Origin of the sequence: Sphaerisporangium rhizosphaerae (assembly GCF_042665155.1) — a bacterium.
Classification (GTDB): Bacteria; Actinomycetota; Actinomycetes; order Streptosporangiales; family Streptosporangiaceae; genus Sphaerisporangium; species Sphaerisporangium rhizosphaerae.
In genome coordinates this window covers 50,257-76,738 of sequence record NZ_JBHTCG010000003.1, presented here as the reverse complement: position 1 = coordinate 76,738, position 26,482 = coordinate 50,257, and the positions used below count along the sequence as shown (strand labels likewise).

Annotated in this window: 25 protein-coding genes and 1 tRNA gene; 12 read left to right on the top strand and 14 right to left on the bottom strand. The window is 71.0% G+C overall.

Going from position 1 to position 26,482, the window contains the following annotated elements:
• Positions 1–15: 15 nt before the first annotated feature.
• The 3 genes from ACFQSB_RS05410 (at position 16) to ACFQSB_RS05400 (ending at position 3,118) form a co-directional block, all read left to right on the top strand.
• The gene (locus ACFQSB_RS05410; RefSeq protein ID WP_380824623.1) at positions 16–411 is read left to right on the top strand and encodes a MerR family transcriptional regulator; all 396 of its coding nucleotides are present in this window, start codon (positions 16–18) and stop codon (positions 409–411) included.
• 642 nt (positions 412–1,053) lie between these two features.
• Positions 1,054–1,626 (top strand): hypothetical protein, encoded by a 573-nt coding sequence (locus ACFQSB_RS05405; RefSeq protein WP_380824622.1) that lies wholly within the window; start codon positions 1,054–1,056, stop codon positions 1,624–1,626.
• A 124-nt stretch (positions 1,627–1,750) separates the two neighbouring features.
• The gene (locus ACFQSB_RS05400; protein WP_354846417.1) at positions 1,751–3,118 is read left to right on the top strand and encodes an ISNCY family transposase; all 1,368 of its coding nucleotides are present in this window, start codon (positions 1,751–1,753) and stop codon (positions 3,116–3,118) included.
• 299 nt (positions 3,119–3,417) lie between these two features.
• On the opposite strand, the gene ACFQSB_RS05395 is transcribed toward ACFQSB_RS05400, so the two are convergent.
• Positions 3,418–3,499, bottom strand: a tRNA-Tyr gene (locus tag ACFQSB_RS05395).
• A 140-nt stretch (positions 3,500–3,639) separates the two neighbouring features.
• Between ACFQSB_RS05395 and ACFQSB_RS05390 the strand changes: the two genes are divergently transcribed.
• From ACFQSB_RS05390 to ACFQSB_RS05375, 4 genes are all read left to right on the top strand, one after another.
• Positions 3,640–4,131: a YajQ family cyclic di-GMP-binding protein gene (locus ACFQSB_RS05390; protein WP_354838109.1), complete on the top strand. Its 492-nt coding sequence runs from the start codon at positions 3,640–3,642 to the stop codon at positions 4,129–4,131.
• Between the two features lie 227 nt (positions 4,132–4,358).
• On the top strand, positions 4,359–5,456 hold the full coding sequence (locus ACFQSB_RS05385; RefSeq protein ID WP_380824621.1) for a DUF6461 domain-containing protein: 1,098 nt from the start codon (positions 4,359–4,361) through the stop codon (positions 5,454–5,456).
• Between the two features lie 150 nt (positions 5,457–5,606).
• Complete coding sequence (locus ACFQSB_RS05380) at positions 5,607–6,668, top strand: hypothetical protein (RefSeq protein ID WP_380824620.1); 1,062 nt, start codon at positions 5,607–5,609, stop codon at positions 6,666–6,668.
• 70 nt (positions 6,669–6,738) lie between these two features.
• Positions 6,739–7,314: a pyridoxamine 5'-phosphate oxidase family protein gene (locus tag ACFQSB_RS05375; protein WP_380824618.1), complete on the top strand. Its 576-nt coding sequence runs from the start codon at positions 6,739–6,741 to the stop codon at positions 7,312–7,314.
• Positions 7,315–7,555: 241 nt separating this feature from the next.
• Here the strand turns inward: ACFQSB_RS05375 and htpX are convergent, their stop codons facing one another.
• From htpX to ACFQSB_RS05335, 8 genes are all read right to left on the bottom strand, one after another.
• Positions 7,556–8,410: a zinc metalloprotease HtpX gene (gene htpX / locus ACFQSB_RS05370; protein ID WP_354838095.1), complete on the bottom strand. Its 855-nt coding sequence runs from the start codon at positions 8,408–8,410 to the stop codon at positions 7,556–7,558.
• 341 nt (positions 8,411–8,751) lie between these two features.
• The gene (locus ACFQSB_RS05365) at positions 8,752–10,428 is read right to left on the bottom strand and encodes an NADH-quinone oxidoreductase subunit N (RefSeq protein WP_380824616.1); all 1,677 of its coding nucleotides are present in this window, start codon (positions 10,426–10,428) and stop codon (positions 8,752–8,754) included.
• Positions 10,425–12,191, bottom strand: a complete 1,767-nt coding sequence (locus tag ACFQSB_RS05360) for a complex I subunit 4 family protein (protein ID WP_380824615.1) — start codon at positions 12,189–12,191, stop codon at positions 10,425–10,427. Before ACFQSB_RS05360 ends, ACFQSB_RS05365 begins: the two co-directional genes overlap by 4 nt.
• Positions 12,191–12,340, bottom strand: coding sequence for a hypothetical protein (locus tag ACFQSB_RS05355; protein WP_380824613.1), 150 nt, complete (start codon positions 12,338–12,340; stop codon positions 12,191–12,193). The genes ACFQSB_RS05360 and ACFQSB_RS05355 overlap by 1 nt, the downstream gene beginning before the upstream one ends.
• A 31-nt stretch (positions 12,341–12,371) precedes the next feature.
• Positions 12,372–14,324, bottom strand: a complete 1,953-nt coding sequence (locus tag ACFQSB_RS05350; protein ID WP_380824612.1) for an NADH-quinone oxidoreductase subunit 5 family protein — start codon at positions 14,322–14,324, stop codon at positions 12,372–12,374.
• Positions 14,325–14,418: 94 nt separating this feature from the next.
• Positions 14,419–14,808 carry an NADH-quinone oxidoreductase subunit NuoK gene (gene nuoK / locus ACFQSB_RS05345; RefSeq protein ID WP_380824610.1) on the bottom strand — a complete coding sequence of 130 codons (390 nt, stop codon included), beginning with the start codon at positions 14,806–14,808 and terminating at the stop codon, positions 14,419–14,421.
• 1 nt (position 14,809) lies between these two features.
• Complete coding sequence (locus ACFQSB_RS05340) at positions 14,810–15,349, bottom strand: NADH-quinone oxidoreductase subunit J family protein (protein ID WP_380824608.1); 540 nt, start codon at positions 15,347–15,349, stop codon at positions 14,810–14,812.
• Positions 15,346–16,545 carry a 4Fe-4S binding protein gene (locus ACFQSB_RS05335; RefSeq protein WP_380824607.1) on the bottom strand — a complete coding sequence of 400 codons (1,200 nt, stop codon included), beginning with the start codon at positions 16,543–16,545 and terminating at the stop codon, positions 15,346–15,348. The genes ACFQSB_RS05340 and ACFQSB_RS05335 overlap by 4 nt, the downstream gene beginning before the upstream one ends.
• Before the next feature lie 247 nt (positions 16,546–16,792).
• Here ACFQSB_RS05335 and ACFQSB_RS05330 point away from each other — a divergent pair, with 247 nt between their 5' ends.
• From ACFQSB_RS05330 to ACFQSB_RS05320, 3 genes are all read left to right on the top strand, one after another.
• Entirely contained in the window at positions 16,793–17,887 is a 1,095-nt protein-coding gene (locus tag ACFQSB_RS05330; RefSeq protein ID WP_380824606.1) for a ComEA family DNA-binding protein, read from the top strand.
• Between the two features lie 47 nt (positions 17,888–17,934).
• Positions 17,935–19,641, top strand: coding sequence for a serine/threonine-protein kinase (locus ACFQSB_RS05325; protein WP_380824605.1), 1,707 nt, complete (start codon positions 17,935–17,937; stop codon positions 19,639–19,641).
• Positions 19,642–19,730: 89 nt separating this feature from the next.
• Complete coding sequence (locus ACFQSB_RS05320) at positions 19,731–20,687, top strand: MBL fold metallo-hydrolase (protein WP_380824604.1); 957 nt, start codon at positions 19,731–19,733, stop codon at positions 20,685–20,687.
• A 76-nt stretch (positions 20,688–20,763) separates the two neighbouring features.
• On the opposite strand, the gene ACFQSB_RS05315 is transcribed toward ACFQSB_RS05320, so the two are convergent.
• A complete protein-coding gene (locus ACFQSB_RS05315) occupies positions 20,764–21,363 on the bottom strand; it encodes a TetR/AcrR family transcriptional regulator (RefSeq protein ID WP_380824601.1) in 600 nt (199 codons plus the stop codon).
• Positions 21,364–21,533: 170 nt separating this feature from the next.
• Here ACFQSB_RS05315 and ACFQSB_RS05310 point away from each other — a divergent pair, with 170 nt between their 5' ends.
• Both ACFQSB_RS05310 and ACFQSB_RS05305 read left to right on the top strand, forming a co-directional pair.
• Positions 21,534–22,733 (top strand): FAD-dependent monooxygenase, encoded by a 1,200-nt coding sequence (locus ACFQSB_RS05310; RefSeq protein WP_380824600.1) that lies wholly within the window; start codon positions 21,534–21,536, stop codon positions 22,731–22,733.
• Positions 22,734–22,809: 76 nt separating this feature from the next.
• On the top strand, positions 22,810–23,556 hold the full coding sequence (locus ACFQSB_RS05305) for an SDR family NAD(P)-dependent oxidoreductase (RefSeq protein ID WP_380824599.1): 747 nt from the start codon (positions 22,810–22,812) through the stop codon (positions 23,554–23,556).
• Between the two features lie 141 nt (positions 23,557–23,697).
• On the opposite strand, the gene ACFQSB_RS05300 is transcribed toward ACFQSB_RS05305, so the two are convergent.
• The 4 genes from ACFQSB_RS05300 to ACFQSB_RS05285 all read right to left on the bottom strand — a co-directional run bounded on the left by ACFQSB_RS05300 (position 23,698) and on the right by ACFQSB_RS05285 (position 26,320).
• On the bottom strand, positions 23,698–24,654 hold the full coding sequence (locus ACFQSB_RS05300) for a complex I subunit 1/NuoH family protein (protein WP_354838069.1): 957 nt from the start codon (positions 24,652–24,654) through the stop codon (positions 23,698–23,700).
• On the bottom strand, positions 24,647–25,330 hold the full coding sequence (locus ACFQSB_RS05295; protein ID WP_380824597.1) for an NADH-quinone oxidoreductase subunit C: 684 nt from the start codon (positions 25,328–25,330) through the stop codon (positions 24,647–24,649). Before ACFQSB_RS05295 ends, ACFQSB_RS05300 begins: the two co-directional genes overlap by 8 nt.
• Positions 25,327–25,857, bottom strand: a complete 531-nt coding sequence (locus tag ACFQSB_RS05290) for an NADH-quinone oxidoreductase subunit B (protein ID WP_459117325.1) — start codon at positions 25,855–25,857, stop codon at positions 25,327–25,329. Before ACFQSB_RS05290 ends, ACFQSB_RS05295 begins: the two co-directional genes overlap by 4 nt.
• Positions 25,858–25,948: 91 nt before the next feature.
• The gene (locus ACFQSB_RS05285; protein WP_354838065.1) at positions 25,949–26,320 is read right to left on the bottom strand and encodes an NADH-quinone oxidoreductase subunit A; all 372 of its coding nucleotides are present in this window, start codon (positions 26,318–26,320) and stop codon (positions 25,949–25,951) included.
• Positions 26,321–26,482 lie beyond the last annotated feature (162 nt).

Genomic DNA, 26,482 nt, shown 5'->3' with positions numbered 1-26,482 from the left:
GTCAAACTGGGCCACATGTCGGGTTTGAGAATCGGCCAGGTCGCCGAACGCACCGGGCTCAGCGTGCACACACTCCGCTTCTACGAGCGGGAGGGGCTGCTGGCCCAGCCGGTACGGCGGGGAGCCGCAGGCCACCGGGTCTACGCTGCGGGCGACGTCGACTGGCTGGGCGTGTGCATCCGGCTGCGAGCCTCCGGCATGCCCTTGACCGACATCCGGCGCTACACCGAGCTCGTCAAGGCGGGCCAAGGCAACGAGGTGGAACGGCTGGAGGTGTTGCGCGAACATCAGGAGCGGGTGCTCGCACAGATGCACGAACTCAACGACTGCCTCGAGCTGATAACCCATAAGGTGGCCATCTACGAGAGCCGTCTGGGTTTGCGAGACGACGTCACAGATTGTGCGCCCTGACCTTATTGGGGCTAACGAATGTGCATACTGCGAGCCAGGGCCTGCCACCACCGACTCCGCGTCCAGGCCGGGCGGTCATCACCTGGTCGAGGTCGGCGCGGCGGGCATGCGACACCCCACCGACCTCTCTCCACGCATCGCCGAGCCGGCCTGCGGCCCGGTCATGGCGGACCGCGGCGTAGCTCACGCCGAGGTACTCGGCGGCGTCCTGCTCGTCCAGCAGATCGTCGGGATGCTGCGCACGACAGGGCCCCGTGGTCCGCTACACCCGCACCCGCACCCGCGTCGGCGGCGCACCGCTGCAGGACAGCCACTGCCCCCCGCGGACACGGGAAACGCGCGGCCGCACAAATCAGGATGAAACGCTCACTCAATTTGGGCCCTGGTCAAGTTCCGGGGGCCCGTAGATGATGTGGGCGCCGGCATCGTTCACATGACTTTCGCGAGCGGACCCATTCACAGAACTCCGGACGTCCTTAATCATGCATGCCGACGCCCGGTAGATAGGCCTGTCGCCGTACTGCTTCCGCGTCGAATCAGCACTGGGAGGGCAATATGAACGTACCGAAAAACGGTTCGGCGAAGCGAACCCGATCAGGAGCCGGGCGAAGGCGGCGCACCCGGCTCGGTGGCATCACCTCGATGGCGATCCTGCTCTCCGTGCTGGCCGTGACGGTCACCCCGACCGCGGCCAACGCCGGCGCGATCGTGCCCTGCCCCAACGGGATAACCGAATGGAAGCTCATCGCCTACAGCAGGGGGGTGGCAGTTTGGGAAGGGTATCGGTTCACGACGCTGTCCGTCACGCCCCAGTTCCTCGTCAGCGACGGGCAGCTACTTGATAACGGCACCGACTCCCCTGTCAGATACACGATCTCGTCATCGAGATCCCAAACGTTCCGCGTCGCGGCCACGACCGGGGTCACCGCGACCCCGGGGCCCTATCTCACCGCCAACGTCAGTGCCACTATCGAGATGAGCCGCACGACCTCCATCGGGGTGAACCTGGAGACGACCGTGCCGCCGAGAACCCGGTTGATCGCCGAATATGGCGTGGACGGATACAACGTGGACTACGCCATCGAGGCATGGCGGGTGAGAAAGACCGACGGCAAGACGCCCGTGACCGGCGATCAATGCGAGGAGTGGGGTTGGTACCCGCAGCACACCATCGCGCCGACCCACCTCGAAGGGTGGCGTCTGAGGACCGCGTGACCCTAGCTACTTGCCCCTGAAGAAGGGTTCGAGGTAGGCACTTCTGACCTCGGCAATCACAGCGCTGGCAGGCTCGGCCGGTTGAGAATGACGTCGATGTCGTTCCCGCCGGAGGTGGTAACCGGTGCTGCGTGTCTCGGGGCAACAGATCGCGTTGTGGGAGACGCTGCTGCCGGAGGAGGTGACGCGGCTACCGCAGGAGCTGGCCCGGATCGACGCCTACCTTGATGATGAGCGGTTCATTGCACCCTGGAGAGGGTTGTTCCACGCCCGGCTGGGGCGCCCGTCGGTGCCGATCTCCTGCCTGGTGCGAATGTTGTACCTGAAACACCGCTACCAGCTGGGCTATGAATCGCTGTGCCGGGAAGTCGCCGATTCCATCAGCTGGCGTCGCTTCTGCCGCATTCCACTGGATGGGCGGGTGCCGCACTCAACGACGTTGATCAAACTGGTCCGGCGGGCGGGACCAGAGGTGTTCGACCAGCTCAACACCGCACTGGTGGGCAAGCTGACGGAGGACAAGCTACTGCGAGGACACAAGCTGCGCATCGACACCACCGTGGTCGAAGCCGACATCGACCACCCCACCGATGCCGACCTTCTGGAGCACGGGGTCCGAAAACTGGGCGGGCTGGTACGGCGCATCAAAGCGGCGGGCGCGGCGATCCGGACCCCGTTTCGCAACCGCAGCCGCTCAGCGGGGCGCCGGTTGAAGCAGATCAGCCGCACCCTGCGGCGGCGCACCGGCCAGGCGCTGGGGGAGATCGATCGGCTCACCGGCGAGATCGCCGGCATCGCGGCCACGACGTCGGCGCAGGTGGCGCAGGTGATCCGCAATGCCCGCCGTGCCCTATCGCGTCGGCCCTCCAGGCGGCTCGCACGCCTGATCAACGATCTGGAGCAGACGGTGTCGGGCACCGGTCGGCTGCTGGCTCAGACCACGCAACGCCTGGCCGGCAACCGCACCATCCCCGACCGGATGGTGTCGCTGGCCGACCCCGATGCCCGTCCGATCCGCAAGGGCAAGCCCCAGCACCCGACCCAGTTCGGTTACACCCTGCTGGTGGCCGAAGACGAACGTGGCTTCATCTGCTTCCATCGGCTGAACAAGGGCAATCCCAGTGATGCTCCCCAACTTGTCCCGGCTGTCGAGCAGGTCATCGAGCGGACCGGCCGTGTCCCGGCCACCGTCGTCGGCGATCGCGGATTCGGTACCGCGGCAGCAGACAAGGCCCTGGCCGAGTTGGGGGTGCGGCACATCGGCCTGCAGCGTGGTGGCACCCTCAGCAAGTCCCGGCGTGAGTACGAGCACACCCGCAGCTTCCGGCGGATGCGCAACTGGCGGGTGGGAGTCGAAGCCCGTATCAGTCACCTCAAGCGGACATTCGGACTCCGCCGGACCCGGCTACGCCGTCTCGGAGGCGCTCAGACCTGGGCCGGGCTGGGGATCTTCGCCTACAACCTGCAGCGGATGGCCGTGATCGGCGGCTGACTACCGGCTGCTGCTCCGGCAGAGCCGACACCCAGCCAACTCGATCAAGCCTCAACCGACCGGCAAGATCCGCCCGAGCCTCAAAGCCTCTTTTTCAGGGGCAAGTAGCTAGCGGGTCTACGCGAAGTACGTCCACGGGCGAGCATGCCATACGCCACACCCGAACACCGCCGGCCGATCCTTGGGCACGCATTGGGCACGATCACCCGTAGAGAGCCGGTGACGGTCGGACACAGCCGGACATGACAAGAACGGCCCCTGACCGCATCTCTGCTGGTCAGGGGCCGTGCTGGCTTGTGTGGCAGGTCCAGGGTTCGAACCTGGGTAGGCTGAGCCGACGGTTTTACAGACCGCTCCCTTTGGCCACTCGGGCAACCTGCCGTGTCTTCGCTCTCGCGGCGACAGGTAGAAGAATAGCGGACTTCCGGGGCGGCTGTGACAACGGCCGCCGACGCCCTGATCCACACGCGACACCTCCTGGGTCGCTAGGGTCGGAGGGACGAGAGAGGACACCTATACCGATGGCCGACAGCAGTTTCGACGTGGTGAGCAAGATCGACCGTCAGGAGGTCGACAACGCGCTGAACCAGACGGTCAAGGAGGTCGGGCACCGCTTCGACTTCAAGGGCACGGGCGCGGGCATCGCCTGGTCGGGTCAGAACAACATCGAGATCAAGGCCAACAGCGAGGAACGCGCGAGCGCCGTCCTTGACGTGTTCAAGGAGAAGATCATCAAGCGCGGGCTGTCGCTGAAGGTGCTGGACGCGGGCGAGCCGAAGCTGTCCGGCAAGGAGTACCACCTGGTCGTCGGCCTCAAGGAGGGCATCGACCAGGAGCACGCGAAGAAGATCTCGAAGATCATCCGAGATGAGGGGCCCAAGGGGGTCAAGGCGCAGATCCAGGGGGAGGAGCTGCGGGTCAGCTCGAAGAAGAAGGACGAGCTCCAGGATGTCATCGCGCTGCTGAAGGGCAAGGACCTCGACATCGCCCTGCAGTTCACGAACTACCGCTAGCCGGTCGAGTTTCACGGCTCCGACCTGCCGGCTCATCGGGCGGAGCCCGCGGGGGGCACATCCGGGGCACATGGCCGAGCGCGCCGTCCACCAGGGCACGCGCTCTCTCCTGTGCCTCGGGCCACTCCCCACGTACATGTCGGGTGTGACCACGGGCGCCGCGCCAAGGCGGAGCTGTACGGTGTTGACGCTTGCTCCCCGGCGGACCACGTTTCCGAGGTGACGATATGAGCTCCGCCGATGCGCAGTACTCGGAGCTACTGCACGCCGGCCTGTCGAGGCAACCGTGCCTGACCTGGTGTCAGGAGCGTGACCTGGACGAGGTGGCGCGCAGGTTCGGCGCGGACGTGGAGACCGGGCTGTGGGCCACGGAAGACGAGATCGAGGAACTCGAAGAAGACGACACAGCTGAACTGGTGCAGCTCGCCACGATCGGCGATTGGACGATCGCGTACGAACCAGGTGGATACCAGGGCTCGAGGAACGTCATCCTGGAGTCGCTCTCCGAAGGGGGCCGAGCTTTCAACGTCCACTGGAACGTCGAGCTGGACAGCTCCATCGGTTACGCCGTAGACGGCGTGACCGAAACCGCCTTCGAACTCCTCGACCCCGAGCGACGATCGGGAGCTCATCCAGCCGCATTGGACGGCATTCTGGCCGAAGTGGGCCTGCGGCAAGGTCTTACGACCGAGCAACTCAAAGCGCGCGTCCTCGCACTGGGAAAGAAGATCAGCGGACAGCCGCTGACTCCCGCGTGGTTGCGATCTCCCCGATACGTCTTCAAGATCACCGATGCGCTCCCGGACCCCCTCGTTCCAGCCGCGTACCGGTATCCCCGAGCGCCCTTCCTGGACGAGCCGGAGTTCGCGCGGATCCTCGACGATCCGTCCCCGGCGATGGCCTCTGCCGTCCTCAGACAGGTCGTCTCCATCGTCATCGCGGCCGCCTCACTCGAAGGTCCACTTCCCGGTAAGGTCATGCGAATACTTGATCATGGCGAGCCGGCCCAGGGAGAACGAGACGCCCTGCGCTCCGAATTGAGCCGGCAGGCCGGTGACATACGGGCGAAGATGCTCCGAGATGCACCCGGCGGGAGTGAGACGGACCGGCTGGATCTGGCAAGTCAGACGCTGGTCGTCCTCCGGAGCGCCCTTAACGCCTCACCGGCCGAGGCGGCGAGCGCCGCATCCCGCGCCGCCCTCGGGCTCAGCGGGCTGCCCAGGGAGGACTTCATGCGCCTGCTCGTGCTGAGCAACGTGAGCACACGTATCGAACGCGACCTCCACCGCTCGAATGACCGAATTGCGTCGATTGACGGGGCATAACGCATCGACATAGCGCGACATATCGCGATTGAAAGCTGATTGTGGCTGCCGTCGTTTTGTGGTCGCCGGTCGGGGCTCGGCCGACGCTGAATCGTGACTCAACTTTTCGTCGGAGACCTGCATCTATTGAGGGTGACGAGAGGATCACGCATGAAGCGGACGCGCACAATGGCACTGCTGGCGATGGCCGCCATGGCCACCGCCACCGCCCTCACCGGCCCGGCGGAGGCGTTCACGGGAGCCGCCTCCACCGCGAAGACCCGGGAGACCACACACACCACGCACACTACGAACACAGCGAGCGGCAAGGCGGTCAGGTACGCCTGGGTGGCGAGCTGCGCCAAGGGTGACTACGTCACCCCGTGCGGCTCGTGGACGCTGAGCCTGCGCGACGGGAAGACCGTGAAGGTGCCGGAGGCCACCGTGTACCCGCGCGGCGCCGACGGCAGGCCGGACAAGGAGTCGAGCGCCCCGTTCGCGGTCAGCGGCGACGGCTCGCGGGTGGTGTACTTCCGCAGGTCCGACCACAAGCTGGTGTGGAAGGACGTGGCGAGCGGCCGCAGCCACGGCCTCCCCGGCTCCTCGGCCAAGCTGCCGAAGAGGCTGGGCATGGAGGACGTCGCGGCCACGCTCTCCCACGACGGAGACACCGTCGTGGTCGACTACGGCGACGCGAGCGGCAAGCTGCCGACGCTCGTCGTGCACCTGAGGTCGGGTGAGGTCGTGAAGCTGCCCGGTAAGGACGATGTGCAGGGGTTCAGCCCCGACGGCCGGCGCGTTCTGCTGTCGCGCACGACCGCGGACAACACCACCGAGTTCACGGTGTACGACACCGACGGCCAGGCCGGCGAGAGCCGGGAGGTGCCGCAGGTCGTGTCGAACAACTCGCCCATCGCGCTCGCCGACGACGGCGTCACGGTGGGGGTCGTGATCGTCCCGACGTCCGGCAGGCCACGCCTGCGGCTGTACGACCTGTCCACGGACGCGGTCTCACCGGCCGTCGACCTGAACGTCCCTTCCTCCGAGAGCCCCTACCGGCTCGACTGGGACGAGTCCGGCAAGCTGACGCTCTGGCGGCTGCGCTCCAGCGACGACGGCACGCTGACGCGGGTGACGGCCAGCAGGGTCGACCCGTCCGACGGCGCGCTGAAGAAGATCGACTCATTCAGGGTACGCGGCAAGATCTACACCTGGTGGCTTCCCGGAGAATGACCGATCTCCCCGGGGAATGACCGATGCCCTCTCCTATAAAGTCCGATATATCGGGTCTTAGGAGGGCTAAATGGCCAAGGTCTACGACGCGTTGAACGACCGGCTGCGCACGTTCATCTCCGAGCAGCCGGTCTACTTCGTCGCCACCGCACCTGAGAGCGGCGGGCACGTCAATATGTCTCCCAAGGGATACGCCGACACTTTCGCCGTGCTGGACGACACCACCGTCGCTTATCTCGACCTCGACGGCAGCGGCGTCGAGACCATCGCGCACCTCCGCGAGAACGGGCGCATCACCATCATGTTCGCCGCGTTCTCCGGCGCCCCGAACATCGTGCGCCTGTCCGGCCGGGGCCGCGTCCTCACCAGCGGCGACCCGGAGTTCGCCCGGCTGCTCGGGCGTTTCGGGCCTCACCCGGGCGTGCGGTCGGTCATCGTCGTGGAATGCGACCGCATCGCCGACTCCTGCGGCTTCGCCGTGCCGCACATGTCCTTCGACGAGGATCGCACCCTGCTCGACGAGTGGGGAGAGCGCAAAGACGTGCGGCAGAGGCGCGCCTACCGCGCCAAGCACAACCGGGAGAGCATCGACGGCCTGCCCGCCCTCAAGGCCGAGGAGACCGACCCCGCGCACGACCGCTCCTAGACCCCCCGTCCCGATCGGGCTCCTCGCCCTTCCCGCAGAACCACTCCGAGCCGACCTCGGAGAACGAGACGAACGTCGCCGCTCCGCTCAAGTCAGCCGGGACGGCGGCGCGTCGCGTACTACAGCGAAGGGGCCCAGGCGTTCGTGGTCCGGGACCTGGCGAGCGGACAGGTCTGGCGCGTGCCGAGGACGATCGCACGCAGTTCGATGGTGAGGCAGGCCGGGACGGTCCTCCCGTTGGTCAGCGGCGGTAGCCGGCCATGCGTTCGAGGCGGGCCACCCGGGCGGCCGTGGAGGGGTGGGTGGAGAACAGCCTGCCCACCCCTGCCCCGCGGAACGGGTTGGCGATCATGAGGTGGGAGGCGGAGGTCAGCCGGCTCTCCTCGGGGAGGGGCAGGTCGCGCGCGCCCATCTCGATCTTACGCAGCGCCGAGGCCAGCCCGAGCGGGTCGCCGGTGAGCAGGGCGCCCGACTCGTCGGCCTGGAACTCGCGGGACCGGGAGATCGCCATCTGGATCATCCCGGCGGCGACCGGGCCGAGGAACATCATCAGCAGCGCGCCGATGAACCCCGGCCCCTCGTCGTCGTCCGCGGAGCCGCCGAAGAAGACCGCGAGATAGCTGCAGTAGGTGATGATCGTGGCCAGCGCCGCGGCCACCGAGGAGATCAGGATGTCGCGGTTGTATACATGGGAGAGCTCGTGGGCGATCACGCCCCGTAGCTCCCGCTCGTCCAGCAATCGCACGATGCCGTAGGTGAGGCAGATGGACGCGTTGCGCGGGTTCCTGCCGGTGGCGAAGGCGTTGGGGTGCACGGTGGGCGACAGATATAGGCGCGGCATCGGCTGGCGGGCGTCGGTCGACAGCTCGCGGACGATGCGGTACAGGCCGGGCTGCTCGACCTCGCCGACCGGGCGGGCCCGCATGGCCGACAGGGCGATGCGGTCGGAGAAGAAGTAGGCGACCGCGTTGGCGGCCAGGGCGACGAGCACGGCGACCTGCACGCCCCGGCCGCCTCCCAGCCATGATCCCGCGATCAGGATCAGAGCCGACAAGGCGCCCATGAGCACTGCGGTACGCAGGCCGTTGTTGTGCACGCTTCCCCCTCTCGGAACGCTGCGCTCACTACTGGCAACGTTCGCGGCCTGCCCCAACGTTCCCAGCCGCGCGACCGGGGCAGGCGGGCGCGCGATGTCAGCACGCTGGGAAAAGACCGTCGTCGGCACGCTGGGACAAAGGACAAAGGACAAGGGAAAAGACGGGTGGGGCGTGCGCGGGAGGGGTCCGGACGGCGGAGCGGGCGGAGGAGTCGTTCGGACAATGCAGCGTGCGGAGAAGGAGTCCGGACGGTGGGGTGCGCGGGAGGGATTCGGACGGCGGGGCGGACGGAGGAGGATTCGGGCGGCGGGGCGGGTGGAGGAGGGGTCGGGCGGCGAGGTCAGCCGGCCACGGAGAGGACCAGTTGCGGGGCGATCGAGAAGGCCACGGAGGCCGCCAGCCCGAGCGCGATCGCGACCGTGACCGCCCGGGAGGGGGCACGCCCGGCGAGCCGGTCGACGCGGTCACCCTCGTCCGGGCCGGTGGCAGGCACGGTGACCGGGCCGGTGGCGGGGCCGGTCACCGGGCGGGTGGCGGGGACGGGGGCGAACAGCCGGGCGGTCCAGCCGATGTAGTAGTAGAGCCCGATCACGGTGTTGACGGCCATGACGACGGCCAGCCAACCCGCGCCGCCCTGGACGATCTCGCGGAACACCACGATCTTGGCGAACATGCCCGCCAGTCCCGGCGGCAGCCCGGCCAGGCAGATCAGGAAGAACGCCAGCGCGAGCGCCGGCACCGGGGCGCGGAAGGCCAGGCCGCGGTAGTCGTCCAGCTCGTTGCGCTCCGCCGTCCTGCTGACCGCCATGACCACGGCGAACGCGCCGATGTTCATGGCCGCGTAGATCGCCAGGTAGGCGATGGACGCGGACACGGCCGCCTTGCCCGCCACGCCCAGCGGGGCGAGGATGTACCCGGACTGGGCGACCGACGACCACGCCAGCAGCCGCACGGCGTGGCGCTGCCGCAGGGCCAGCAGGTTGCCGGCGGTCATGGTGAGCGCGGCGAGCACCGCCACGAGCGGTCTCCACATCCCCGCCTGGCCGGCCAGCGCCGTGGTCAGGACGAGGATCAACCCGGCGAACCCGGCGGACTTGGAGATGACCGACAGCAGCGCCGCCACGGGCACCGGGGCGCCCTGGTAGACATCCCCGGCCCAGAAGTGGAACGGCACCGCCGCGACCTTGAACGCGAACCCGGCGAGCACCAGCACGACGCCCACGGTGAGGACGCCGGCGGGCACCTGGCCGGGCCCGTCCGCCGCCGCCCCGCCCGACGCGACGAAGTCGACGTACATGCGGGGGAAGGCGGAGGCCGAGACGGGGAGCCGGGCGGCGATGCGGTCGAGGTGGACCGACCCGGTCACGCCGTACAGCAGCGAGACGCCGAAGAGCATCACGGCCGTCGAGATCACCGAGACCAGGAACAGCTTGAGCGCGGCCTCCGAGCCCCGCGCGTCGTACCGCTTGAGCGCGGCGAGCGCGAAGACCGGCAGTGAGACCAGCTCCAGCGAGACCACCAGCATGATGAGGTCGCGGGACGCCGGCAGGGTGACCGCGCCGGTGAGGGTGCACAGCAGCAGGAAGTGCCACTCGCCGGGCGGGATCGTCCGGTCGGCGAGCTGCGCCATGGACAGCAGGACGACCACGACGGCGGCGCAGAGCACGACGGCGCCGAAGACGAGGGTGACGCCGTCGACCACGAACGAGCAGGAGGAGGCGGCACCGCCTGCGCTCCCTGCGCCGGCCGCGCCCCCTGTGCCTGGTGTGCCTCCTGCGCCGCCTGCGCCTCCGTTCAGGCCCGCGGGCACGCAGAAGGTCGCCAGGCGCCCGCCCCGCAGGGCCTGCGCGGCGACCACGGCGAGCGCGGCGAGGACGCCGGCCAGCGTGAGGAAACCGAGCGCCGTGGTCGTGCGCCCGCCGCGGGGCAGGAACGCGTCGAGCAGCAGCACCGCCCCGGCCACCACCGCGAGGATCAGCGGCGGCGCGATGGCCGCGTAGTCGATGGACTGGATCATCGTGCCCCCAGGAACGCCTGGACCGCCGGGTCGGTGACGGCGAGCAGCGCCTTGGGCCACAGCCCGAGCGCCACGGTGAGGACCACCAGGGGCGTCCACGCCGCCAGCTCGTACGCGCTCACATCCGGCATCGGCCCGCGAGGCGCGGGCACACCGCCCGCCACCGCCACCGGAACACCGCCCGAAACCTCTGGAGGCGCGGCGCCCTGAACCTGCGCAGGCGCGCCGCCCGGAGCCCCTGCGGGGACCTCGCCCCAGGTTTCCTCGGGGACGCCGCCCGGGGTTTCCTCGGACGCAGGTTCGCCGAAGATCGCGGGTTCGCCGGAGACCGAGGGTTCACCGAAGACCACGGGTTCACCGAAGGGCGCGGGTTCGCCGGGTGGCGCCTCCGCCAGGGGCTCTCCCGGCACCGGCCCGGCGTCGGGCGGCCGGCCGTGGGTGACGCGGGAGAGCATGCGCAGGAAGTACGCCGCGGTGAGGACGGTGCCGAGGCCGCCGACGGCCATGAAGACCAGGAACAGCGGCCGGGAGAGTCCCTGCGCCGGCTGGAAGGCGCCGAGCAGCGCGAGCATCTCGCCCCAGAACCCGGCCAGACCGGGCAGCCCGAGGGAGGCCACGCAGGCGAAGGTCAGCAGCGAGGCGACGTAGGGCATCCGGGCCAGCATGCCGCCGCCGAGCCGCGACATGTCGGCCGTCCCGTACCGCTCCTTGATCCCGCCCGCGACGAAGAACAGCAGGCCGGTGATCAGACCGTGGGCGATGTTGCCGAACAGGGCCGCGTTCATCCCGACGGGGGTCAGCGTCGCCAGCCCGAGCAGCACGAACCCCATGTGCCCGACGGAGGAGTAGGCGATCATGCGTTTGAGGTCGCGCTGGGCCAGGCAGGCCAGCGAGCCGTACACGATGCCGGCGACCGCGAACGCGCCGAGCCAGGGGGCGAGCGCGGCGGCCCCCTCCGGCACGATGGGGATGGCGATGCGGGCGAACCCGTAGGTGCCCATCTTCAGCAGCACGCCGGCGAGCAGCACCGAGCCGACGGTCGGGGCCTCGGTGTGCGCGGCGGGCAGCCAGGTGTGCAGCGGCCACATCGGCGCCTTGACGGCCAGGCCGAGGCCGATGGCGAGGAAGGCGAGGACCTGCACGCCGTGGGACATCCCGGCGCCGTGCCGCCGGGCGAGAAGTGCCATGTCCAGCGTGCCGGTGTGCGCCCAGACCAGCAGCAGGCCGAGGAGCAGGACGGCCGAGCCGAGCAGCGTGTAGAGGATGAACTTCACCGCCGCCGCCCGGCGTCCCCCGCCGCCCCACACGGCGATGACGAAGTACATCGGGACGAGCACGATCTCGAAGAACACGAAGAACAGCAACAGGTCGAGCGCGAGGAATGTCCCGATCATCCCGACTTCGAGCACCAGCAGCGTGATCACGAGGGACCGGACGCGGCCCTCTTCCGGCCGGTGGCGCACCAGGTACACGAAGCACAGGAAGGTCAGCAGCGCGGTGAGCACGACCAGGGGAAGCGAGATGCCGTCGATGCCGAGGTGGAAGCGCAGGTCCAGGCCCGGGATCCACGCGGCGTCGATCTCGAACTGCGGCCGCGCGGCCCGCGCGTAGTCGAACCGGGCCAGGGGCCCCAGGGCGAGCACCAGCGTCACCCCGGACACCACCGCCCCGTACCAGGGCCACCGCCCGGGGCCGGGGAACAGCACCAGGAGCAGCGCCCCCGCCAGGGGAACGGCGAGCAGCCCGACGACCACCGCGCTCATCACGACACCACCGCCCCGGCGAAGACTCCGCTCACCACGACACCACCGCTCCGGCGGCGACCGCCCTCGGCCCTGACGACGACCGCGCTCACCACGACACCACCGCCCCGGCGGCGACCGCCCTCGGCTCCGACGACGACCGCGCTCATCGCGACACCACCACGCTGACGCCGACCGCGCTCATCCCAGCACCACCGCTCCGATGACGATGATCAGGACGCCGGCGAGGACGCCCGTCAGGTACAGCTGCGCGTTGCCCGTCTGGCCGCGCCGCAGCAGGCCCGAGACGCCGACCGCGAGCCGTCCCGACCCTTGGACGGCCCCGTCCACGACCGTGTCGTCGGCCCGGGCGACGGCTCTCGCCAGCCACAGGACGGGGGCGACGAACAGCCGGTGGTACACCGCGTCCACGTAGAAGGCCCGCTCGCACGGCGTCCGCAGCGGCCCGAGCACCCGGGCCGGGTCGGCCGCCGGGTCGGCGCGCCAGGACGCGTACACGACGCCCGCGCCGAGCAGCGCCACGAGCAGGCTGATCACCGCCGAGGACCACTCGACCAGGCCGGCGCCGGCGAACCCGAGCAGCAGAGCCGGGACGACGAGGACGCCGATCGGCCACAGCATCGACGCCGGAGCCTCACGCCCGTCCCAGACGTGGGCCACGCCCGGCTCGGGCTCCGGCAGCGGGACGTGGCGCACGCGGCTCGCCCCGAAGAACGTACGAAGCCACGCGCGGGTCGCGTACGCGCCGGTCACCGCCACGGTCACCAGGGCGCAGGCGTACAGCAGCCACGCGGCGGCGTCGGTCAGCGGCGCGGTTCCGGTGGCCGCGTGCTCGATGGCGGCGAGCACGGCGTCCTTGCTGAAGAACCCGCTGGCGGGGGGCAACCCCATGAGGGCGGCGAAGCCGATGGTCATGGCCGGGAAGGTGACGGTCATGGACCGTCGCAGCCCGCCCATGTCGCTCATCAGGTTGGAGCCGACGGCGTGGATCACCGCTCCCGCGCACAGGAACAGCAGCGCCTTGAAGGCGCCGTGGGTGACCAGGTGGAAGATCGCGGCCTGGTCGGACCCGGCGGCCAGGGCGCCCGCCATGTACGCGAGCTGGCTGATCGTCGAGTAGGCGAGCACCCGTTTCAGGTCGTCCTGGGCCAGGGCGGCCAGCGCCGCGCCGAGCATGCCGAGGGCGGCCATCACGGCGAGCAGGTCCAGCGAGGGTCGGGCGCCCAGGAACGCCGGGTACAGCCGGGCGACGACGAAGATGCCGGCCGCGACCATCGTGGCGGCGTGGATGAGCGCGCTGATCGGCGTGGGGCCCGCCATCGCGTCCGGCAGCCAGGTGTGCAGCGGCACCTGGGCGCTCTTGCCGGCCACGCCGAGCAGCAGGAGCAGCGTCGCCGCGACCAGCGTGCCGGTGGACATGTGGGGCACCCGGTCCAGCACCGTGGAGACGCGGAAGCTCCCCGCGGCCAGGCCCAGGGTGAACAGGCCGAACAGGAAGCCGACGTCGCCGACCCGGGTCACCAGGAACGCCTTGACCGCCGCCCGCGAGTTGGCGCGGTCCTCCCACCAGTGGCCGATGAGCAGGTAGGAGCACAGGCCCATGACCTCCCAGCCCACGTAGAGCACCAGCAGGTCGGCGGCGTAGACGACCAGCAGCATGGCGCTGGTGAACAGGCTGATGAACGCGCTGTAGGAGGGGTAGCGGCGTTCGTCGCGCATGTACCCGGTCGAGTAGATCTGCACGGCGAGCGCCACGCACCCCACCAGCACCGCGATGACGGCGGCCAGTTCGTCGACGCGCAGGCCGATGGTGATCGGGACGGCCCCGGTGCCGACCACCGACAGGGTGCTCTCGATGGCGCCGGCGGGCTGCCGGGGGCCCTCGTGCATCGGGACGTAGGTCGTGAAGCCGGACGGCAGGTCGCCCAGGTAGGTCACCAGCACCCAGACGGCGAGCACGGTGGCGAGCGCCGTGGGGGCGACGGCGAACCACGCCGCCCTCCGGTACACCGCCCGATCGACCGTCCCGGGCGGCCGGCCGCGGCGGGGCAGGCGGGTGCCCAGCAGACCGGCCACCGCACCGAGGAAGGGCAGCACCACCGCCACCGCCGCGAGCCCGGGCAGAGCGTTCATGCGCCACCGCCCACGACTCCGGCGTCCGCGGCCCTCATGCCGCACCGCCTCAGGCTCGGATGTGACCGCCGGTCGGCCCGCACCGCACCGGCGCTCATGCCGCACCGCCTCGGGCCGGGATGGTCTCGGCGTCGTGCGGGCGGTCCTGTGAGCCGGCGGCCGGGTCCGGGTCCGAATCGGGTTCGGCCAGGTCGCGGAGGCGGTCGATCTCGATGGTGCGCCGGTTGCGGAACACCGCCAGGACGATCGCCAGCCCGACGCCCAGCTCCGCCGCGGCGATCACGATGACGAACAGGGTCAGCACCTGCCCGCCGTGCAGGGCGTCCTTGAGCCAGACGTCGAAGGTCACGAGGTTGAGGTTGACGGCGTTGAGCATCAGCTCCACCGACATGAGCACGAGGATCGTGTTGCGCCGGGCCAGCACGCCGTACACGCCGATCGAGAACAACAGCGCGGCGAGCACGACGGGATAGACGACGTGCACGTCAATCCTTTCCGCCGATGTCGGTACGGGAGAGCACGATCGCGCCGATCAGCGCCGCCAGCAGCAGCACGGAGAGCGCCTCGAAGGGCAGCACCCAGGTACGGAAGATGCTCGCCCCCAGTGGCTTCGCGGCGCCCTCGCCCGGCTCCAGCGGGGCGTAGGCGGTGCGGAACCCGTCGATCACGGTGGTGACCAGGACGGCGGCCGTCGCCACGGCGACCACCGCGGCCACCGTCTTGTTCCCCGAGTCCAGGTCGGTGGACGGGCCGATCGGCGCGCGGGTCAGCATGACGCCGAACAAAAGCAGCACGACGACGGCGCCGACGTAGATGAGCACCTGCACCCAGGCCACGAACTCGGCGGTGAGCACCAGGTAGCACCCGGCGAGCGCGCCGAAGGAGACGACCAGCCACAGGGCGGCGTGCACGATCTGGCGCGTGGTGACCACGAGCAGCGCCGCCCCGGCCGCCACCACGCCGAGCAGAAGGAAGACGATCTCCTGCCCCGTGGGGGGCCACAGGCCGGGCGGCGCGGAGCTCACGACTCCCCCACCGTCCCCGTCTCCGGCCGCCCGTCGGACGGCCCTGGCTCCGGTCGCGCCTCGGACGGCTCCGGCTTCGGCCGCCCCTCGGACGGCCCTGGTTCTGGTCGCGCCTCGGAGTCCTCCGGGCGCTCCCTTGTGTGCGGCGCCGCCTCCGGTCTCCGTCCCGGCCCTTGGCCGGTCCGCGGTCCAGACTCGGAGCCGGTCCGCGGTGCGGGCTTGGAGCCGGTCCGCGGTGCGGGCTCGGAGCCGGTCTCCGGACTCGAGGGCTCCGCGGCCTCTTCCCGGGCGGCGGGGGGTGGGGCCGCAGGGGGTGAGGGTGCGGCGGGCGGGGCTGCAGGCGGTGGGGCGGCGGGCTTCTTGGGGAGCGCGCCTGGGGGCCTGATCGCGCGGACGGCGGCGTGCGCCGTACGTCCCGGCGACGCCCCGCCCGTCGTGGCCCCCGGTCCGGCCGCGGCCCCGGGCTGAGCCTCGGAGGCAGCCGCGGGCCGAACCCCGGATGCGGCGGCAGCGGGGCTGGACGGGGCCGCGGACGGGGAGCCGGAAGAGGTCTCGGACGGGGCGGCGGCACCGGCCGAGGGCTGGGCGGGGCCGGAGGCGGTGCCGGGACGGTCGGGGGCGGGGCCGGAGGCGGCGCTGGGGCGGTCGGGGGCGGGGCCGGAGGCGGTGCCGGGACGGGTGGGGGCGGGGCGGGAGGCGGCGCGTTCGGCGGCGGCGATCTCTTTGGGGGGCTCGGCGTTCGGCTCGTGCGCGGGCGGGATCGGCACCGTCTGCGCCCACTCGCCGAGCCTGTCCTTCTCGTGGAGGAGGTTGCGGATGTCGTACTCCGCGTACTCGAACTCGGGCGACCAGAACAGGGCGTCGAACGGGCACACCTCGATGCAGATGCCGCAGTACATGCACAGGGAGAAGTCGATCGCGAAGCGGTCGAGCACATTGTGGGCTCGCGGGCGTCCCCCCTCGGGGGCCGGCGCGGTCTCCTTGTGGGAGTCGATGTAGATGCACCAGTCGGGGCACTCCCTGGCGCACAGCATGCAGACCGTGCAGTTCTCCTCGACCAGGGCGATGACCCCGCGGCTGCGGGCGGGCAGATCAGGCTGCACTTCCGGGTACTGCCGCGTGTCCGCCCTGTTCAGCATGTGGCGGAAGGTGACGGCCAGACCCTTCGCCAGCCCTTCTCCTGGTATACGAGCCACGGTTCAACATCATGGCGCACATAGGCGTCCCCGTGAATGCACGAGCCCCGGCCATCTCCGGGTTTTCCACAATCATCACGATTTTGGGGGACTAATCGGCCTGGGCATGTGGTCCTTGTGGCCGATGCGGGAGCCTACCGGAGGCCGTATTGTTCGCGGTATGCACCCCACCAACGGCCACGGGGGCCCAGGATCGGGGCCACCGGGAGGCTCCTCCCCCCAGCCTGGTGATCAGAATGGGCCGACGGTGCCACGTCCCCACCAGCTGGACCCGAACGGCCCCACGGCCCCACGGCCCCGCCAGGCGGCGCGGCCGTTGCCGGAGCAGGGACGGCCGCACCAGGAACAGGGACGGCCGCACCAGGAGCAGGGGCAGCCGTGGCCCGGCCAGGGCCGGCCGCGCCCCGCGCAAGACCCCACGCAGAGGCAAGAGCCCACGCAGAGGCACGGGCCTGCACAAGGGCAGGGGCCCGCGCAAGGGCAGGGGCCCGCGCAAGGTCGGCGTCCCCGGCCCGAGCAAGGACGTCCTCCGTACGCCCCGCCGAACCCCCGACCGGCCGCAGACCCGTTCTTTCCGCCTCATCTCGACCAGCACGGGCTGGCCCCCTACTCCCGCCCGGCGCCCCCCGGCCCGTACGGCGCGCCGGGGCCCGCCGGCCCGCACGGCCACCCCTACCAGCCGCCGTTCCCGCCCCGCGTCCCGCCGCCGGCGCCGTCGGGCAACGGCGCCGCGAGCGTCCTGTGGGCCCTCGCGCCGCTGCTGACCTGCGGCGCCGCCACGCCGTTCACCATGGCGTACGCGGCGGCGAAGCTGCGCAGCACGATGCTGGCGCTGTCCGCGGCGATCTACGCCATCGGCATGGTCGCCGTCGTGGTCGGGCTGGCGGACAACGGCTCCGACTTCGCGGAGGCCCTCGCGGTCATCGGCTCGACCGGCAGCTGGCTCGGCGGCACGATCCACTCGCTGGTCATCCGCAGGAAGGTCTTCGAACGCACGGAGACCCCCAACGACCATGCCGTGGCCTTCGCCCAGCACCGCCGCGAACTGCGCCAGCAGGCCCGCGAGCTGGTGGAGCGCGACCCGTCGCTGGCCCGTGAGCTGCGCATCGGGCGTCCCGACCTGCCCCGGCAGTACGACGACGGCGGGCTGGTCGACGTCAACCACGCGCCCGTGAACGTGATCGCCGGCCTGCCGGGCATGACGCCCGAGCTCGCCGAGCGGGTGGCCGAGGTGCGGGCGAACGTCGGCGGGTTCATCTCGGCCGAGGACATGTCCATCGCCGTCGACCTGCCGCCCCGTCTCACCGCCGAGCTCCTGGAGATGACCATCTACCTGCCCTGACCGGCAAAAACCTGCACAAGCCCGTCTATCCCCGTAATCTTCGCGATATGCACCCAGGCAGGCCCTCGCAGACCACCACCGCGATCAGCTTCGTATGGGCGCTGGCTCCGGTGTTCACCTGCGGATTCGCGACGCCCTTCACCATCGGGTACGCGGCCTACCGCAAGCGCGCCCCGATGATCGCGGTGGCGGCGATGCTGTACTTCCTCAGCCTTTTCGTGATGTTCGTGCTCATCGTCGCCTATGACAGCGTCGACAACTACCCCGACTGGGCGGGCCTGCTCATCGTCGTCGGGCTGTTCACGAACTGGATCGGCGGGCTCATCCACTCACTGGCGATCCGCACCACGGTGTTCGCCCCCGGGGTCGCCGCCGCCGCGCCCTACCCGCCGCCGCGCCGGGACCAGCACCCCGCGTACGCGCAGGGGCCCTACCCGCAGCGCCCCGCCTCCGGGCCCTACCCGCAGCAGAACCACGCCCCCCACCAGCGTCCCGGCCAGAACCACGCCCAGAGCCACCCCCACGCCCAGCGGCGGCCCGAGCCCCCCTACCACCCCGGCGCCGTCCCCCCGCGTCATCCGGGCCAGGACTCCCGCCCCCCGTGGTCCCAGCACCAGCGGCCGCAGGACCAGCCGCAGCGGCCGCCGCAGGACCGGACGCGCTTCCTGACGCAGCAGCACCAGGGACCGGCGGACCGAGCGCCGCAGAACCAGGGACCGGCGGACCGGACGCCACAGAGCCAGGGAACGCACGACCGGGGGTCGCAGGACTGGGGGTCGCAGGACCGAGCGCCGCAGAACCTGGCGCCGCAGGACCAGGGGCGGTATCCGCTGGACGGGCGGCCTCAGGACACCCCGTCCTCCGTACCCCCCTCGGCCGTGAACGCGCCCGTGGCGGCCCGGGTCACGGCCCCCGGCCCGTCCGGCTCGCGGGACGTCTCGACGATCCCCACCCAGGCGCCCGGCCCGCTGCCCGCGGGAGAGCCCGACCGCATCGGCCGCTACCGCCTGATCGGCAGCCTCGGGCAGGGCGGACAGGGCTCGGTGTACCTGGGCGAGACGCCCGACGGCACCCGGGTGGCCATCAAGATCCTGCACGCCCGGCTGGCCGCCGAGAACGGCGCGCAGCAGCGTTTCCTGCGCGAGGTGGAGGCGGCCCGTCGCGTGGCGCCGTTCTCGACGGCCCGGGTCATCGACGCCGACGTCGCCGACGAGCGGCTGTTCATCGTCAGCGAGTACGTCGAGGGCGCGTCGCTCGAGCAACTGGTCCGCGACCGGGGCCCGCGCGGCCACGACGGCCTGGTGCGCCTGGCGCTGGGGACGGCCGGCGCGCTCGCCGCGATCCACCGGGCCGGCATCGTGCACCGCGACTTCAAGCCGAGCAACGTCCTGATCGGCGCGGACGGCCCGCGCGTCGTCGACTTCGGCATCGCCCGCGTGCTGGACAACGCCACCGCCACCGGCAGCGGGGTGCTGGGCACCCCGGCGTACATGTCGCCGGAGCAGGTCTCGGGCGAGCGCGTCGGGCCGGAGTCGGACATCTTCAGCTGGGCCGCCACGATGGTGTTCGCCGCGACCGGTCGTCCGGCCTTCGGCGAGGACAACATCGCGGCGGTGTTCCACCGCATCTTCACCAAGCAGCCCGACCTGTCCGCGCTGCCGGAGGCGCTCGCCCGGGTGGTCGGCACCTGCCTGGACAAGCGGCCGGAGAACCGTCCCAGCGCCTCGGACGTGATGCTCGCGATCGTGCAGTGACCTGCGGAGGGCCGGCTGAGGGACGACGCCGGCGCAGGAGGTAGATTGCCGTTCGCGCTGTTCGTCGTGTTCCGCCTACCGGAAGAGGTGTGAGGGTCATCTCCCAGCAGCCCGTCGATGCGACGCCCGACGCCGCCGCCCTGCACGAGGTCGTCCCGGGCGTGCTGGCCTGGGTCCAGCCGGACGGGACGTGGTGGCTGAACAACGCCGGAGTGGTGACGGGCGACGACGGCGTGGTCCTGATCGACACCTGCGCCACCGAGCGGCGTACCCGCCGCCTGCTGGACGCCGTGCGCGGGGCCACCGGCGACGCCCCGGTGCGCGTCGCCGTCAACACCCACCAGCACGGCGACCACGCCTACGGCAACAGCCTGCTGCCCGATTCCACCGTCATCGTGGGGCACGAGGCGATGCGCGAAGGGCTCCGGGTGGACCCGATCATCGACGGGTGCCCGCCGGTCTGGGCGCCGGTGCCCGACTGGGGCGGCGTGCGGCGCCGGTTGCCGTCCATCACGCTGCGCTCGGAGCTGACGGTGTTCACCGGCGAGCGCCGGGTGGAGCTGCGCCACCCCGGATACTCCGCGCACACCACCGGCGACGTGGTCGCCTGGCTGCCGGAGGAGCGGGTGCTGTTCTCCGGGGACCTGGTCTTCCACGGACTGACGCCGCTGGTGTTCATGGGGTCGGTCGAGGGGGCGCTGCGGTCGCTGGACTGGATGGCGGCCTTCCAGCCCGACCATGTCGTCCCCGGGCACGGCCCGCTGGTGGACGCGCGGGCGCTGCCGGAGGCGCTGGCGGCCCACGAACGGTACTACCGCCTGGTGCTGGACACCGCCGAGCGCGGGCGCAGGGACGGGCTGACGCCGCTGGAGGCCGCCGAGCGGTGCGACCTCGGTGAGTTCGCCGGGTGGGCGGACTCCGAGCGCCTGGTGCTCAACCTGCACCGCGCCTACCTCGACGCGGCCGGGGGCGGCGAGCTGGACCTGCTGCGGGCGTTCGGCGACGCCATCGCCTTCCACGGCGGCCCTCTGCCGACCTGCGTCTGATCGGGCGCGACACCCTCGCAGATCCGGCGGCGGCGCGCGCAGCGCGGCATGACTCCGTGTCCGGGGCACGACGGGCTCAGCCGGTCGTGCCCGTGGCGGGGTGCAGGCCGCCGGCGAGGAGCTGGAGCACCTCGACCAGGTCGCTTCCCGTCGGGACCGCCCGCGGGTCCACCAGCCACTGCGCCGCCAGGCCGCTGAGCATGACCTGGTAGAGCGCGCCGATCCTCTCGGCGGTGTGCTCGTCCGCGCCCACGCCGAGGTCGCCGATCAGCTCCGCCAGGCCGAGGCGCGCCTGCCGCCCGGACTCGGCGAACGCCTGGCGCAGCTCCGGGGTCTTGTCCATGTGGGCGACCAGCTCGAACTGGACGGCCCACAACGGCCGGTTCTCCTCGAAGGACCTGACCACGGCCGTCCAGGCCGCCTCGAACCGCTGCCGCGGGGTCGCGGCCGGGTCCACCTGCGCCGACAGGATGCGGCCGAGATCTTCGCCCCACTCTTCGAGCGCCTGGAGCAGGGCCGCGTTGAGCAGCGCCTCCTTCGACCCGTAGTGGTAGCCGATGGCCGCGAGGCTCACCACTCCCGACGCGGCCGCGATGTCGCGCGCCGTCGTGCGCGCGTACCCCTTCTCGTACAGGCAGCGCTTGGCGCCCGCCAGCAGGTCTTCTCGATTGCCCATGGCTCGGAGTCTACACGCGTCTCATACATTCGTCTCGTACAGATGTATTGCACAGTTGACTGATACAGATGTACTGTTCGAGCGGAACGACACGCCGGCCCGCTGAGGGACCGGCGGACGAACGCCGAGGCCCGCACCGAGCGGGAACGGCCGAGCCGATGGAGCCCCCCATGAAGAACCGCACCGTCCTGATCTCCGGCGCGGGCGTCGCCGGCACCGCGCTGGCCTACTGGCTGCGCCGCCACGGCTTCGCGCCCACCGTCGTCGAGCGGGCCCCCGCACTGCGGGACGGCGGCTACAAGGTCGACATCCGCGGCGCCGCGGTGGAGGTCGCCCGGCGCATGGGCGTGCTCGACCAGATCCGCCGCGAGCGCACCGACGTCCGGCAGGGGTCGTTCGTGAACGCCGCGGGGCGGCGGGTGGCGAGCATGGAGGGCGACGACTTCGGCGGCCGGACCGGCGAGGACGCCGAGCTCCTGCGCGGCGACCTCAACCGCATGCTGTACGACCTGACCAAGGACGACGTCGAGTACCTGTTCGACAGCTCGATCGCCGCCGTCGCCGACACCGCGGGCGGGGTGCGCGTCACCTTCGACAGCGGTGCGACCCGCGAGTTCGACCTGGTGGTGGGCGCCGACGGCCTGCGCTCGGTCACCCGCCGCCTGGTCTTCGGCCCCGAGGAGGACTACGTCCACGACCTGGGCTACCACGTCTCGATCTTCAGCGTCGGCAACCACCTCGGCCTCGACCGCGAGGAGGTCACCTACGTCTCCCCCGGCCGCACCGCGCTGATGTACAGCACCGCCAAGGACACCGGCGCCAAGGCCATGTTCCTGTTCGCCTCCGGCCCGCTCGAGTACGACCGCCGCGACCGCGAGCGTCAGCAGAGCCTCCTGGCCGCCGCCTACGCCACCGACACCTGGGAGGTGCCCCGGCTGCTCGCGGCGATGAGCTCCGCGCCGGACTTCTACTTCGACTCGGTGAGCCAGGTGCGCATGGACCGCTGGTCGAAGGGCCGCGTGGTGCTGCTCGGCGACGCCGGATACTGCGCCTCCCCGGCCTCCGGCCAGGGCACCAGCCTGGCCCTCGTCGGCGCGTACGTCCTGGCGGGCGAGCTGGCCGCCGCGGGCGGCGACCACGGGGCCGCGTTCGACCTCTACGAGAAGGAGATGCGGCACTTCGTGGAGGAGAACCAGAAGCTCGGGCCGCAGAACGTCAAGCACATGGTGCTCGGCAGCAGGGGGCTGATCCGCTTCCAGATGACGATGCTGCGCATCATGCCGTACATGCCGGGCAAGGACCGCGTCATCGCTAAGATCCTCGAGCCGATCCACAAGGCCGCGAACGCCATCTCCCTGAAGGACTACTGAGGCGGCGGGTCCCGGAACCACGCGGAGCGGAATGAACGATCTAATAGCGCCACGAACGTCACAGAAGAGGGACGAGATGGAACAGCGACGTGTGGTGGTCTCCGGAGGAGGCACCGGCATCGGCCTGGCCACGGCGGACGCCTTCGCCGCGGAGGGAGCCCAGGTGGTCATCCTGGGCCGGCGCGGCGAGGTGCTGAAGGAGGCGGCCGCCAGGCTGAACACCGCCTACGACGCCGACCTGGTGAGCTGGCGGGCCACCGACCTGTCCGATCCGGCGCAGGCGCAGGAGGCCGCCGAGGCGATCGCCATGCACGGCCCGGTCGACGTGGTGGTCACCAACGCGGGCGGGAACGTCGCCGCCTCCGACGACGGCACGCTGGCCGGCATCGCCGAGGGCTACCGCCGCAACTTCGAGGCCAACGTGCTGACGGCGGTCCTGCTCACCGAGGGCCTGCTGCCGTACCTGCGGCGGCCGGGCGGGCGCGTCGTCCACCTGTCCTCGATCGCCGCCGTCCGCGGCCCGGGGTCCTACGGCGGCGCCAAGGCGTCCCTGCACGCCTACACCTACGAGCTGGCGCAGCGCCTCGGGGCCGAGGGGATCACCGTGAACGCGGTCGCCCCCGGGTACGTCGCCGACACCGAGTTCTTCGGCGACCGCGCGACGCCGGAGTTCGTCCGGTCGCGCGTCGACCAGACCCTGGTCGGCAAGCCGGGCACGCCCGCCGAGGTGGCGGCCGCCATCAGGTACCTCGCCTCTCCGGAGGCCGGATACGTCACCGGCCAGATCCTGCACATCAACGGCGGCGCCGTCTTCGGCCGCTAGCAGCCACCGGACACCTTCACCCGGGTCGCCCGCCGCACGGCGGCGCCGGACTCGCCATCCCCCCTCCCGCCGGCCCGGCGCCGGGAGAAAGGCCCACCCAGGGCGGGCGGGGCAGTGTGCCGCGAGTGGCGGCGCGGGCGTTCAACTGAGGAAAAGGACCTTCACCACACCGGTGAGGGCCAGTTGGAGCAGGGCGAGGGGGACCAGGCCGATCCAGGCGAGCTTCTGGAGCTGGTCGGCGCGGAAGCGGGGGAAGCTGACGCGCACCCAGATCACCACGAACGCCAGCGCGAAGATCTTGATCAGCGTCCAGACCGGGCCGGGCAGCAGCGGCCCCTGCCAGCCGCCGAGGAACAGCACGGCCGTCAACGCCGACAACACCACGATGCCGACGTACTCCGACAGCAGGAACAACGCGAAGCGGATGCCGGTGTACTCGGTCATCGGACCCATGATGATCTCCGAGTCGGCGATCGGCATGTCGAACGGGGGCCTGCGCAGCTCGGCGAGGCCCGCCACGAAGAACACCACCGCGCCGATGAGCTGCCACGGCAGCCACCACCAGCGCCACGCCTCCACGATGCCGGGCAGCGACAGCGTGCCCGCCGCCATCGCCGCCGAGGAGGCCGCGAGCACCAGCGGCAGCTCGTAGGACATGAGCTGTGCCGCCGCCCGCATGCCGCCGAGCGCGGAGTACTTGTTGGCCGACGACCACCCCGCCATGATCGAGCCGAGCACGCCGACGCCCATCACGGCGAGCACGAAGAACACCCCGACGTCCAGGTCGGCGCCGAACAGGCCGGGGCCGACGGGGATGACGGCCATCACCACCAGGTAGGGCACCAGCGCCACCGCCGGGGCGATGGAGAACACCCACCGGTCGGCCGCCGCCGGGATGACGTCCTCCTTCTGGGCGAACTTCACCCCGTCGGCGATGAGCTGCGCCCAGCCGTGGAAGCCGCCCGCGTACATGGGGCCGAGGCGCGACTGCATGTGGGCCATGGCCTTGTGCTCGGTCTGGCCGACGATCAGCGGCAGCGTCAGGAAGGCGATGACGATCACCGCGAGGCGCAGCGCGACGTCCAGCACCTCAGCCATCGCCGTCCTCCCGTCCCTGCGAGCCGGCGGCCGGGCCCGCTTCGGGCCCGGGCCGTTCCGTGCGTTCAGGCCCCGCCGGGGGCCGCCGGGGCGGCGTCTCGCGGACGGCGCGCGGGCCCCGCACCGGCGGGGGCGCGGAGGCGTTCGGCCCCCAGTCGGCGGGGACGCCGGGCGGCAGGGTCTTGCGGCGGCTCGGCGAGCCCGCGCCGGACTCGCCGGGCTCCTTGGCGCCCGGCCACGGCTTGGCGACGCGGGCGGCGAGGATGAAGTCCTTGCGGAGGGGGTGCCCCTCGAAGCCGTCGGGCAGCAGCAGCGGCACCAGGTTGGGGTGTCCCTCGAAGACCACCCCGAACATCTCGAAGGTCTCGCGCTCGTGCCAGTCGGCGCCCCGGTACACGCCGGTGGCGCTGGGCAGCCGCGGGTCGGCGCGCGGCACGCGGGTCCTGGCCAGTAGGTGGGCGTGCTCGACGGGGTCGAACAGGTGGGCGACGACCGAGAAGGCGTCCGGCGGTTCCTCCACGCCGGTCAGCCAGTCGAAGAACGCGCACCCGAGGCCGTCGCGGGCGAAGGTGAGCAGGTCGACCCAGTCGGCGGGGGCGACGTCCACGGTGAGCTGCCCGAAGGCGTCGGAGAGCTCGGCGCGGTCGCCGTAGCGCTCCTCGATGGCCGCCCTCACGCCGTGCCGCCCTGCTCGGGGCGGGCGGCGTAGCGGTCGCCGAGGGACTCGGCGGCGATCTTCTCCTGGAGGCGCATGATGCCGTGCAGCAGGGCCTCCGGGCGGGGTGGGCAGCCGGGGACGTAGACGTCGACCGGGATGATCTGGTCGACGCCCTTGGTCACGCAGTAGGAGTCCCAGTAGGGGCCGCCGGAGTTGGAGCAGGCGCCGAAGGAGATCACGTACTTGGGGTCGGGCATCTGCTCGTAGAGACGCCGGACGGCCGGGGCCATCTTGTCCGAGACGGTGCCCGAGACGATCATGAGGTCGGCCTGCCTGGGCCCGTTGGCGAAGGGGATCACGCCGAACCTGATGAAGTCGTGGCGGCTCATCGAGGTGGCGATGAACTCGATCGCGCAGCAGGCCAGCCCGAAGTTGAACACCCACAGGGAGTAGCGCCTGCCCCAGTTGAGGATGAAGCGCATCGGTTTCGGGGCGAGCCGGGACACCGGCCCGACGGTCGGCATCGGGAGATCGCTGGCTGCCATGAGGGCATTGTCTCCTTTCCGGCACCTCCGTGCGAGTGCCCCCCACCTGCGGACGGGAGCGCCCCGCCGTCGCGGGCGAGGGCGCGGCCCGTCAGGTCCAGGCGAGCACGCGCTTGCGCCAGGCGTACAGGATGCCGATGCCGATGAAGGCCAGGAAGACGAACATCTCGACCAGCGTGGCCATGCCGAACCCGGGTGCGGCGAAGACCGTCGCCCACGGGAACAGGAAGACGGCGTCCACCGCGAACACGACGTAGAGGTAGGTGAAGACGTAGTACCGGACCTGTGACTGCGCCCAGCCCTCGCCCACGGGGTCCACGCCGCATTCGTAGGTCGTGAGCTTGTCGGGCGTGGGACGGTCGGGCCGCAGCAGCCTGTTGACCAGAAGGCCGCCGGCGAACACGGCGACGCCGATCGCCATCAGCAGCGCCACAACGGCATAAGAGCCGAAATATCCGCCCACTCCGCCTCCTCCTTCGCCCGCCCGCGGAGCGCGTGCCCACGGCCTGACGTCGCGAGACCTCCAGTACCGGACAGGAAATAGCCGTCCGTCACCCGTCCACTACCCGTCGCGGTCAAAACCCAGTCTCTCATCACCTAAAATCCCAGTAAATGGGTATCTAAG